The organism is Quyinboa ferrireducens, assembly GCF_042436675.1.
Classification (GTDB): domain Bacteria; phylum Bacteroidota; class Bacteroidia; order Bacteroidales; family UBA5342; genus JBHJHP01.
Genome location: NZ_JBHMVA010000001.1, coordinates 884,107 through 896,636 on the forward strand (window position 1 = coordinate 884,107; position 12,530 = coordinate 896,636).

Consider the following 12,530-nt stretch of genomic DNA (forward strand, 5'->3'; position numbering starts at 1 on the left):
TTTATTTTTTGTCTTTTAACTGGTAAAGTGCATTTGCAAACTCAATTCCCAAATCGATATAATCGGGACTGGTATAATGCCATGGATCGGAATACGAATATTTTTTGGTGGAACGGACAATTGTTGCATTGGCATCTGTCCGGGCAAATTTTTCTTCGCCATACTGAACCAGGTCACCATAAGGCCATGTTATGCCATTATTCTTCACACCTGAATCAGATATTTTACCGATTACAACCGGAAGATCATTGGATCTGAAAGTCGCACGGATCAGTCCCATAAGTTGTTTCAGATTATCGTAATAGGCTGCAGCTACATCTTCGGTAAAATCACCATCCGATTCTCCCTGCATCCAGAAAATACCTGCCGGTACCAACACGTCTTCAACGCCATCGCCATTGATATCATTTACTGCATAGGCATTTTTTACAGTTTCCAGAAAATGGTCATACTGATTAATACCGGTCTTATCCGTGTAGTTGGGGTCCCAGCTTCCGGCTCCTCTGGCTGCTCTCTGATCGATGGAAGTACCGCCTCTGGAGTATTTTATCAAGGCTATTTTCTGATCCGGATATAATGCCTGTAAACGTTGGGCAAGGGATAACTCTACGCCAAACCGGTCAGAATAGGTATTGGATGTGGCATCACTTTTTGTCCCACGTCCATGACCCGGTTTCAGTTGTTCCCATATCCCGATTCCGCCGCCCGTTTCGTTGTCTCTTGCTGTATTTCCCTGGAAGATCCATACATTTTTATTCGTCTTTTTCAGTGAATCGGGCAGATCTTTCACAAAACCATAACCGTCCATATTGGACTGGCCACCAAGGTAAAATACCATGATGGTATCTTTTACTGCTGTTTTCTTAGCTGATGCAAACGTTGGAATAAATAGTAAAACGGTTAATGCTGTAATTATTCGGTTTTTCATTATAGTATGTTTTATATTTTTTAGTCACTGGGTGAATATTGAAGTGTTACTATTCACCCGGAAACTAAATTAAGAACTTATTTTTTTAATTCTGTCCCAATCCTGTGAAAAATGCAATTTTACTTTTTCCAGTTCTTTTGGATCAATAAATGGCTTTGGATCAATCCATACCGAAGGAACAATCTTTGCAAGAAAGAGCAAGGAATATCTCAGAGTTCCTAAACCAATACGCCAGAAAAAATTTAGGAGTCCTGATTTATACTTCCTGCGCTTAGTAAGGTTTACAGATTTTGCAACAGACCGGATAACTTTCAACTGTTTCTCAGAATATGAGCGGTGTTTTCGGCTGTAATCAACAGACTCAGTATCAATTTCCGCATCCATAATCTTTGCAAGTTTTCGGATAAAACCTTTCGGATCATTCCTTAAATCATCGTATAACAGCACCACGGGTTCTTTGTCAAAATATGTTTTCAACAATTCAACCTGATGTGAATAATTCAGGTCTGAATGTTTGAAATAACCTTTATCTGACTCCAGATCAAAGAATGCTGAAAATGTTCCACTGAAACCGTTTTTTACAAAGCGTCTGTATTGCGAGGCAATATAACTGTCGTGTCGCCTGAATACGATAACCGGAGTTGTGTCGGGATAGGATTCTGTAAACCATGCAATTTCTTTTTCCAGCTGCTGATCGAATTCCCGCGAAATCAGAATTTTGTGAACCGCGGTTCTGGCAATAATCTTTTTTACCTTTTTATATCGTGTCCGCTGTATGTAATAAATATTGCGCAACTTTGGAAATACACGGTATTGCAGAAAGGTAGTGCCGGTTTTCCCGGTTCCCACATGAAAAAAGATTTGATGCTGTGTTGTATTGTTCATAACCCGCTTTCAGCACCAAAGATAGTATGATTTGCTTAAATGAGAAACGAAAGTACTGATGCTATTTTTCATCTCTAACCTGCAGTATCACATTCCCTATCTTTTGCTCAGATAATACATACGTATAAGCTTTCCTGATTTCTTCCAAACGGAATGACCTGTCAATTAATGGTTTGAATTTCCCTTGTTTCATCAGATCCAGTATTACAGCCAGACTGCCTTTTATATTCGTTGGCAGAGGGAATTTCACTTTCTTTCCTGAGGTAAAAGGAGAAATTAGCGCTAATAAAGGATTTTCGGAATGTGGACCAAGTTCCGATGAAATATATGTCCCGTTGGATTTAAGCAAAGGTTTACATTGTGAAAATGAACTTTTACCCACAGCGTCAAAAACAAAATCATACACGTCATGATCTTTGGTAAAATCGTCATTCTGATAATCAATGACACGATCTGCACCGAGGGTTTTTACAGTTGTCAGATGATCTGTTGGTGCTGTCGCTGTTACTTTTAATCCTTTGGCTTTCAACAATTGAATGGCAGCTGACCCGATAGCTCCGGTACCACCGTTAACCATCACTTTGTGATCCATAAAGAGAGAAACTTTATTAACAAAGTTCACGGCGTAATGTGCTCCTTCTGCGCATGCTGCAGCTTGTGTAAACGAAAATCCTTCCGGAACAGGAAAGATCGCCCTGTCCTCGCGTATTACCATAAATTCTGCCTGCGATGCCAGTCCGTTATCGTCAAATCCCCACACTTTATCCCCACGTTTAAAAGCGGTTACACCAGTGCCAACCTCTTCAATCACGCCGGCAAAATCTGTTCCGGGTGTTTGTTGTTTTGGTTTGCCAAAGCCGGTAAAGGCTAGTATTATAGCTGGCTTTCCACGTAAAATACCACAATCTGTCCTGTTGATCGTTGTAGCATAAACTTTAATCAAGAGTTCATTGAATTTTGGCACAGGCACGGGAACATCACCAAGGTTAAGGACATCGGGATAACCATATTGGGTGCGGAGTACTGCTTTCATGTTATGGGGCTTCAAGGTGTTGATCAATCAAAATCTGGTTACCATCAGGGTCTGTGATCATAAAACTGGCCGGTCCTTTGGAATTTTCATCGGCTTCCATGTCAATAGCAATATCCTTAACCTTTAGTTCTTTCTGGATATCACGAATGTCGGTGAACTCATGCAGAGGCTGTGCCTTATCATTCCAGCCCGGGTTAAAGGTCAGTATATTTTTTTCAAACATTCCCTGGAACAACCCGATCAGAGTTGTATCGTTTTTCATGATCAGGTAATTTTTATCCGGATCACCTGCAAAAACCGTAAATCCAAGTTTTTCGTAAAACGCTTTTGACGTTTCCAGATCTTTCACGGACAGACTAACAGAAAATGCGCCTAACTTCATGGTACAGAATTTATTATTAAAACACCATGAGCAGGTAAATTGTTGAGTCAGGAGATCTAAATTTCTGTATTACTCAGGCTTAATTAGTATAACTCATATGCAAGTCAATAGAACCGGTTGCATTGTTGCTGGTATATTGTAACTTCCAGGTACCCTGCGCTGCGGAAAATGTTTCATTAATAGAAAATGTTTCAGGCCCAGCAAAGGAATTTTTATAAACTTCAGCTCCTGCCGGATCACTTAGAATAACTTCTACAGATTCTGTATGTACAACTACACTTCCGGTAAGAGAAATCAAATCTGCACCTTTATCTACATCCATAAGTGTAAGACCGCTGGAATTTGTGTTTATATCAGAATCAAAACCAAAGCTTACCGGGGATTTCTTTTTACAGGATGATATAACAACCATCAGAATGAGTAGCATAAATAGTTTTTTCATGTTGTGTTTTTTGTACGGAGAAACGGACATAGCAGATATAAGTTACAAAAACAAATCAGAAATTTTGTCTTTGTTTAAACTATTAGTGCCCAATCTCTTTAAATTGAGTTTCAATCTCAGGGATACTTAAAGTTGAAGCTCGAAACGTGCCGTCAAACTGTGTTTGGTTCAACTATGTGAATATCAACTCCAGAAAGAAGGATGTAAAAAATATTTTCATTTTTAGAACTCAGGATTACTTTCTTTCTATCGGTTATGCTTTAAAGGGTATACTAAATGGAGAGGTTCTAAACCGTAGCCCAATTGATCTTTACCGTAGCTGAAAATTTTATATATCATGTTTTGTGATCAGCGTTTTCTAGATATTTACTGTATCAATATTACAAAGTATAATATGCCTGAATTTAAATTGACTCTCTGTCAGACATTTAATTAAATGATGGATTTATTTAAAGATTTACATATCCATTCATTTGATATAAAAATCCATTATAAAATACTTCTATAGCTATACTTTTGGGATATTAATCATTGTATTAAACCACAGCAATGAATTTCTTTAGTACAGAACTTTAATTAATGAAATTATTAAATACACTTAGAAATGAATAAGAAAACTCCGTTTTTACTTTTATGCAGTTTACTTTTTACAGCTTTTAATGGATATGCCATTAATATAGAAGGTATAGTTTCGGATTTACAGCAAGAACCTATTCCCGGTGTAAATATCATGGTAAAAGGCACTTCTGATGGTACTGTTACAGATATTAATGGTAAGTATGAAATTACTGCAAATGATAATGACATTCTTGTCTTTTCGTTCATTGGTTTTCAAACAGAAGAAATTCCGGTAAATGGCAGTAATCAAATCAATGTAACATTAAAAACAAATCAGGAAGTACTGGATGAATTTGTCGTTGTAGGGTATGGTACATTACGAAAAAGCACACTTACTAATTCAGTAAGCAGAGTCACGGCTGAAGATTTCCAGCAGGGTACTGTATCAGATCCCATACAGTTATTAAGAGGGAAAGTTGCCGGTTTAAGTATAAATACTACATCCGGTGACCCGAACAATAATGGGGTACAAATGATGCTTCGCGGTGTTAGTACCTTAAGTGGAAATCAGGAGCCTCTTATTGTTATTGATGGGATTCCTGGCGGAAGTCTTAGTTCTGTTTCACAGGATGATATTGAATCGATTGACGTTCTTAAAGATGGTTCTGCTGCAGCTATATATGGTGTTAGGGGAACGAACGGAGTTATTTTGGTCAATACCAAAAAAGGAACAAGTAGCGGGAAAAACAGGATCGAGTATAACGGATATTTTGGTACGGAGCAGATTTCAAATAAAATACAGGTATTCAGTGCTGATGAATACAGAAATCTGGCAGAAACAACAGGTGGAGTATTTACGCCGGTAGATAACGGATATAATACCGACTGGTGGAATGAAGTTTCACAGTCACCGTTAAATCAGACCCATAACATTTCATTAAGAGGAGGAGATTCACATTCCAACTATTACGGATCGGTTACCTATACCGAAAAGGAAGGAATCATCAGGAATACTGACCAGAATCGTTTTACCACACGGGTTGGATTTAATCACAATATGTTTGAGGATAAATTACGGATCAACATGAACCTGTCAAACGTTAACGTTAAAGGTAATACCGTAAGTACTTCAGATGTACTTTTTGGAACATTAATCGCCAATCCAACAGATGCGGTATTTAATCCAAATACCGGAGAGTATCAAACATTTGCCGGTGTTGCCAATCCTGTTCGTCTGGTGGATGAATTTAAAGAGGATATAGGTTGGAATGAGGTATTCATAAACGGAAAAATAACGGCAGAAATAATAGAAGGCTTGAACCTAAACCTGGTTGGTGGTTTTAAAAAGTTCAACCATTTGAATGGGTCCTATGCAACCCATAGTTTCGATCTTGATTTTACCGGACAGGCATGGAGAAACGCCAGTACAAATACCTCAAAAACACTGGAACTGTTTGGAAATTATTCAAAAAAAATCGGGAATCATGATTTTACAGCACTGGCAGGTTACAGCTATCAGGATTATGAGGGAGAAGGGTTCAATGCCTATAACTATAATTTCCCGAATGAATATTTTGGATATAACAGAATGGATCTCGGCTTAGCATTGTCCGAAGGTTTCGCATCAATGGGAAGCAGTAAAAGCCAAACCAGACTGGTTTCCTTTTTCGGACGCTTAAATTATAGCTTTAAGGAAAAATACCTGTTTGCTGCCAGCTTGAGGGCAGAGGGCTCATCAAAATTCGGTACCAATAACCGCTGGGGATATTTCCCTTCCGTATCTGCGGCATGGAGATTAAGCGAAGAGGGTTTTATGGAAAACATAACCTTTCTCGATGATTTGAAAATTAAAGTAGGATATGGTGTTACAGGAACAGAACCATCCAGTGCAAATCTTTCAAAACTGAGATTTACCTATGGAAATCCTGTATTCCTTGATGGTCAGTGGACGTATACCATATCACCTGTTGCAAACGCAAACCCGGATTTAAGATGGGAAACAAAACATGAACTTAATGCAGGTGTTGAGTTTGCTTTTTTAAAGGATAAACTTTCAGGTGAAGTGAATTATTATCAGCGAAATACCAAAGATCTTATATATAGCTATAATGTACCGGTTCCTCCAAACCTTGCCCCTACTACAGTAGCTAATGTTGGAGCAATTAAAAATTCAGGAGTGGAGGTTGTATTATCCGGAAATGTTGTTAACACCAGGGACTTTGGATTAAGACTGACGGGTAATATGTCTTATAATACCAACATTCTTACAAAATTATCGAACAATCAGTACAAACGTGATTTTCTTGAACTTGGAAATACGGGAGCACCGGTTCAGAAGAATACACACTATCTGGAAGAAGGCGACGCAATCGGAAATTTTTATGGTTGGGTTAGCACGGGTTTGGATCCGAACGGAGAATGGATGACAGAAGGAGAATACGGGATTGACAGTTTAAGGCAGGTAATGGGGAATGGTATTCCTAAATACTTTGCAGGTTTTTCTATGGCTGCACGGTATAAAAACCTGGACCTGAGTGTTGAGTTAAGAGGCGCATTCGACTACCAGATATTAAATCAGTACAGAATGTTATGGGAAAACTTTATAAGAGGAACCCAATACAATTATCCGACTTCAATTCTTGATACTTATAACGGTCAGTATGTAAATACGGCCCAGGCTTATGTGAGTTACTATATCGAAAACGGCGACTATGTGAAGCTTGATAATGTTGCCATTGGGTATACGTTCAAATTTAAGAAAAATGTTAACTCACTGCGACTTTATCTGTCAGGACAGAATTTGTTCACGTTTACAAATTATAAGGGTGTAGATCCGGAAGTTAACTATAACGGACTTACTCCTGGCATTGACTATGTTGGAGGTTATCCTACCGTAAGGACATATACACTTGGATTAAAATTGAACCTGTAAAAACCATACATTAAAATTAATAATCATGAAAATGAGAAACATATATATATTAAGTATCATAACATTTTTGTTCTGTTATTCCTGTACCGATCTGGACGTGCCTGTGCATGATGAATTGATAGCAGAAAACTATTATGCTAATTTTAGTGAAGATGATATTCCCGCAGCCATTGGTAAAGTCTATAGTGATTTAAGAAACTTGTATGCAGGAGGAAGCGTCCATAAAAATGGTTGCTGGTTATATACAAACGAAGAGGTGGGAGACCTTTGGATCACACCTAAAAGAGGTGGTGCATGGTATGATGCCGGAATTTATGTGAGATTAAACAATCACGAATGGAATATTGATGAACAACATTTCTTGCAGGACTGGCGTAGAGCATACTCGTCCATAAATAATTGTAACCGGTTGATTTATGAGTTTCGAGAACAGGAACTGAAAGATACCGCAATGGTTATGGCAGAATTAAAGGTTGCACGGGCATTTTGGTATTATACCTTGGTTGATATGTTCGGAAATGTGCCAGTAGTTACTCAATATGATGTACCGGACGATTATTTGCCTGCAACAAACTCAAGAGAGGAGGTATTTAATTTTGTGGTCAGTCAATTAGAAGAGAATATACCATATCTGAAGGAAGACGGATATGGAAGGTGGAATAAATACTCGGCTTCACAATTACTCGCTAAAACATATTTAAATGCTGAGGTCTGGGCTGGTAAGACATATTGGGATGAGGTTATAGCATTGTGCGATACTATCATTGAATCACAAAAATATGTATTGGAAGCAGATTACAGTACACCTTTTAAAAGCGAAAACGAAAACTCAAAGGAAATCATAATGGGAATTGCCAACGATGAGGTTTACCATGAAGATTTTCCCTGGAGGATGCATATGTGGACGATGCATTGGTGGTATAAATATCATGCGAATACCGAAACGTTTTATTGGGGTGGTCCATGTGCCACACCTGACCTGGCCTGGAGTTATGACCCGGATGATTTGAGATATACAAAATCCTGGTTAGAGGGGCCACTTTATGATAATACAGGAGAAAAAACCGGTACAATAGGAGCACCACTTCTTTGTGATGGTTCCTGGGCAGCTGATGCCGGCAAACCAATAGTTCATACCAAGAATATCCGATCATTGGGAAGTGATGGAAGAACTACCGGTGAAGCCGATGGAGTACGGATGCAGAAATATGAAATAAAGACCGGTGCAAAAAACAGGTTAGAAAACGATTTTGTCCTTTTCCGCTATGCAGATGTGTTTTTTATGAAGGCTGAAGCTATTTACCGGAAAAACGGAAAGGCTGCCAATCAGGAAGTTGTTGATTTGATAAATAAAGTCAGACAGAGGGCATTTACTGATTTTTCAGGTAATAATGTGTTAACGGCAGCACAGTTGAATGATAACCGGTTTTTACTTGAATATGCATGGGAATTTTGTCAGGAAGGGCACCGACGCCAGCAGCTGATCAGATTTGGTCAGTTTACAACAAAAAGGTGGTTTTGGCATACTCCGTCTAACGAAGATTACAGAAATCTTTTCCCGATTCCACGTGATGAGATCTTAGCGAATCCTAATCTGATTCAGAATCCGGGATACTAAAAATAACAGATTTTTAACGATTTAACGAATTGGCATTATTCCCGAATTAATAAGATTTTAACAGATATGAGATTTAGAATAGACAAGGTGTTTTTTGTGGTAGTGTTGTTGGCTTTATTGAGCTGTTCTTCAAAGGATAATTCTGCCAATTATCGTAATAACAGATCTCCACTTATCACAAAACCATATATAGAATTACCTCTGGGTAATATCAAGGCCCGCGGATGGCTGCTTATGATGCTTGAGGCTCAGCGAACTGGAGCTACAGGTCATCTGGATGAACTCTATCCTCAGGTTATGAATCACCGAAACGGATGGCTTGGTGGTGACGGAGATCAATGGGAACGAGGTCCGTACTGGATTGACGGCTTACTTCCTTTAGCGTATATTCTTGAGGATACAGCACTAATCAATCTTACCAAACCCTGGGTTGAGTGGATGATCAGCAGTCAGCGTGAGGATGGTTATTTTGGCCCCTCAAAAGATTATGATAATAATGAACCGGGCTTGCAGCGGGATAATGCAGAAGACTGGTGGCCCAAAATGGTTGCATTGAAAATATTACAACAGTACTATTCGGCAACGGGAGATGACAGGGTGATCGATTTAATGACAAATTACTTCAAATATCAGTATAATAATCTGGAAAAGAAACCTTTGGATAACTGGACGTTCTGGGCCAGATACAGAGGAGGTGATAATCTGATGATGGTATATTGGTTATACAATATTACCGGAGAAAAGTATCTGCTTTTTCTAGCTCAGATGATCCATGAACAAACAGAAAATTTTACTGATGATTTTCTCGAAAGAGAAAGGCTGAGCCAGAAAGGATCAATTCACTGTGTTAATCTTGCGCAGGGATTTAAAGAACCTGTCATTTATTATCAACAATCAAAAGATCATCGCTATCTTGACGCCGTTAAGGTAGGATTAAAAGATCTCAGGAATTTTAATGGTTATCCCAACGGTATGTACGGTGGAGATGAGGCTTTGCACGGTAATAATCCGGTGCAGGGTATTGAGTTGTGTTCCGTCGTAGAATTTATGTATTCCCTGGAAAACATGTTGCAGATAACGGGCGATAATCAGTTCGCTGAACACCTTGAAAGGATTGCTTTTAATGCTTTACCTGCACAGGTTACGGATGATTTTATGAACCGGCAGTATTTTCAACAGGTAAATCAGGTGAAAGTCAGCAAGCATATCAGAAATTTTGATATTAACCATAATGGTCTGGATAACTGTTTTGGACTGTTAAACGGTTACCCGTGTTGTACGTCAAATATGCATCAGGGATGGCCTAAATTTACGCAGAATCTATGGTATGCGACCGCAGATAAGGGTTTAGCCAAAGTTGTATATGCTCCTTCGAAGGTGCGTGCTCTTGTTGGAGATAGTGTAGAAGTATCACTGGTGGAAGACACGTATTATCCGTTTGAAAACTCAGTAAATATTTCAATTGAGAGTATGGAAAAATCAACACGATTTCCGCTTACACTCAGAATTCCGGAATGGTCATCCGAATGCTTTAAGGTAAAACTGAATGGTGAATTGCTGGAAGACGTGATAAAGGATGCCAACAACAATATTACAATTGACCGGCAGTGGCACAAAGGAGATAAGCTGGAGCTGAATTTCGCAGCCCGGGTTTCAATCTCAAGATGGTATGAAAACTCTGCAACTGTTGAACGCGGACCTTTGGTTTATGCATTGAAAATGGATGAGAAATGGAAACTTGTTGAAAATAGGGAGCACCAGGTTTGGCAGGGAAAGGAATACTGGACAGTAGATTCTGATTCACCATGGAATTATGGGTTGATAGAGGTTCCTGATGATGAATTGGAAAAACATTATGAGGTGATAGAGTCCTTTAATGAAAATGTTTATCCGTGGAATACTGAAAATGCGCCGATCCGGATTAAAACAAAGGCAAAAAGATTGCCATTCTGGAAAGGATATAATGATATGACAGGGCCTTTGCCATACAGTATTATGTGGGGGCCTGAAGTCAGTGAAAAGAAGGAAGAGATAACATTGATTCCGTATGGATGTACGGCTTTAAGAATAACTGAATTTCCATTACTTGGAGAACATAAAGTTAAATAACAATATTATGAATAAATCTGTAGCATTACTTGCATTAACATCATTGTCTCTTTCATCCTGTATTAAAGAAAAAGAGACCAGACCTAATATTTTGTTAATTCTGGCTGATGATATGGGATATTCAGATCTGGGTAGTTTTGGCGGGGAAATGAATACGTACAACCTGGACAGGTTAGCTCATAACGGTGTACGTTTTACCCAGTTTTATAATACAGCCCGTTGCTGCCCCAGCAGGGCATCATTAATGACCGGTCTTTATCCGCATGAATCGGGTGTCGGTTATATGTCTGATTTAAATGTAAGTCCGGGTTATCGTGGATATCTTAACGATTCATGTGCTACGATTGCTGAAGTGCTTGGTGATGCAGGGTATTTTACGGCTATGGTTGGTAAATGGCATATTGGTTCATTAAAAAAAGCCTGGCCGGAAAATCGCGGATTCCAGAAATTTTTTGGTATCCATCACTGGATTGATAGTTATTACGGTGTTCTGGATGATTCTGAAATCTATGAGGATGGCAGGATGGTGATACCTGTTACCGATAACCCTGAACTATACGCTGAAAATGGTAAGGAATGGTACACGACAGATGTATTTACCACTAAGGCAATGGAGTATATGGATGAGGCTCAGGCTGAAGGGAAACCATTTTTTCAGTATCTGGCTTATAACGCACCACACTGGCCTTTACATGCCCCAAAAGAAGTTGTTGAAAAATACATTGGGATGTATAAGAATGGCTATGAAGCGTTGAGAAAAGAAAAATATGAGCAAATGATCCAAACGGGTATTATAAGCTCCGACTGGGAGCTGCCTCCTCAGACTACACCCGATTGGGAGAAACTGTCGGAAGATGACAGGGAAACGCTGGATTTTTACAGAGCAATATATGCAGCTCAGATTGAAGTTTTGGATCAAAATATAGGCAGGATAGTTGAACATTTAAAGGAAAAAGGAATGCTGGATAATACCGTGATTATATTTTTATCTGATAACGGTTGTTCGGCGGAACCAATGAATAGTGATTTTGGGTTTTACTGGAATAAAAACAGAAAAGGCAACTATGATGAATGGCGTAAAAGCCCGTCCCGAAAAGGAGGAAGTCAGGGCAGAGTCTGGAGTGTAACAAGCAATACGCCTTTCAGGAAAAATAAACGGTTTACGCATGAAGGAGGGATATCAGCCCCGCTTATCGTTTACTGGCCTGATGGCATAACTAATACTGACAGGATTAATAATAAGGCTTCACATTTAGTAGATATAATGGCTACCTGTGTGGATCTTGGAAAAGCGCAATACCCGGAGTCCGTAAAACCAATGAGGGGAATAAGTCTGGTGCCAGACCTTAGAGGGAAAGAGTCTTTGCCTCACGATTATATATTTTGGGAACATGAAGGGCACGGCGCATTGAGGAACGCTAAATGGAAAATAGTGAACCTGCATGCTAAAGATGCTACTTCCTGGGAGCTTTATGATATGGAAAAAGACAGGACAGAAATGCACGATTTATCGGATAAGTATCCGGAGATCAGGCAACAAATGATAAAAAAGTGGACTGAAATGGCATATGATACTAATGTATTACCATGGCCGGATTGGTCAACGAAGACATATAATCCGGTAGAGAAGTAGTGCATAAAAA

General features: G+C 39.1%; 9 protein-coding genes. 4 read left to right on the forward strand and 5 right to left on the reverse strand.

The window, feature by feature from the left end; genetic code table 11:
• Position 1: 1 nt before the first annotated feature.
• The 5 genes from ACE01N_RS03345 to ACE01N_RS03365 form a co-directional block, all read right to left on the reverse strand.
• Positions 2-928 carry a sialate O-acetylesterase gene (locus tag ACE01N_RS03345; RefSeq protein WP_380584798.1) on the reverse strand — a complete coding sequence of 309 codons (927 nt, stop codon included), beginning with the start codon at positions 926-928 and terminating at the stop codon, positions 2-4.
• Between the two features lie 69 nt (positions 929-997).
• On the reverse strand, positions 998-1,813 hold the full coding sequence (locus ACE01N_RS03350; protein WP_380584800.1) for a hypothetical protein: 816 nt from the start codon (positions 1,811-1,813) through the stop codon (positions 998-1,000).
• A 61-nt stretch (positions 1,814-1,874) separates the two neighbouring features.
• On the reverse strand, positions 1,875-2,846 hold the full coding sequence (locus ACE01N_RS03355) for an NAD(P)-dependent alcohol dehydrogenase (protein WP_380584802.1): 972 nt from the start codon (positions 2,844-2,846) through the stop codon (positions 1,875-1,877).
• 1 nt (position 2,847) lies between these two features.
• A complete protein-coding gene (locus ACE01N_RS03360; protein ID WP_375727523.1) occupies positions 2,848-3,228 on the reverse strand; it encodes a VOC family protein in 381 nt (126 codons plus the stop codon).
• 79 nt (positions 3,229-3,307) lie between these two features.
• On the reverse strand, positions 3,308-3,670 hold the full coding sequence (locus ACE01N_RS03365) for a hypothetical protein (RefSeq protein WP_380584805.1): 363 nt from the start codon (positions 3,668-3,670) through the stop codon (positions 3,308-3,310).
• A gap of 604 nt (positions 3,671-4,274) precedes the next feature.
• Between ACE01N_RS03365 and ACE01N_RS03370 the strand changes: the two genes are divergently transcribed.
• The 4 genes from ACE01N_RS03370 (at position 4,275) to ACE01N_RS03385 (ending at position 12,520) form a co-directional block, all read left to right on the forward strand.
• Positions 4,275-7,160 carry a SusC/RagA family TonB-linked outer membrane protein gene (locus ACE01N_RS03370; protein WP_380584807.1) on the forward strand — a complete coding sequence of 962 codons (2,886 nt, stop codon included), beginning with the start codon at positions 4,275-4,277 and terminating at the stop codon, positions 7,158-7,160.
• Positions 7,161-7,185: 25 nt separating this feature from the next.
• Positions 7,186-8,778, forward strand: coding sequence for a RagB/SusD family nutrient uptake outer membrane protein (locus ACE01N_RS03375; RefSeq protein ID WP_380584809.1), 1,593 nt, complete (start codon positions 7,186-7,188; stop codon positions 8,776-8,778).
• A gap of 66 nt (positions 8,779-8,844) precedes the next feature.
• Complete coding sequence (locus ACE01N_RS03380) at positions 8,845-10,887, forward strand: beta-L-arabinofuranosidase domain-containing protein (RefSeq protein ID WP_380584811.1); 2,043 nt, start codon at positions 8,845-8,847, stop codon at positions 10,885-10,887.
• Positions 10,888-10,894: 7 nt separating this feature from the next.
• Positions 10,895-12,520 (forward strand): arylsulfatase, encoded by a 1,626-nt coding sequence (locus ACE01N_RS03385; protein WP_380584813.1) that lies wholly within the window; start codon positions 10,895-10,897, stop codon positions 12,518-12,520.
• Positions 12,521-12,530: the final 10 nt, after the last annotated feature.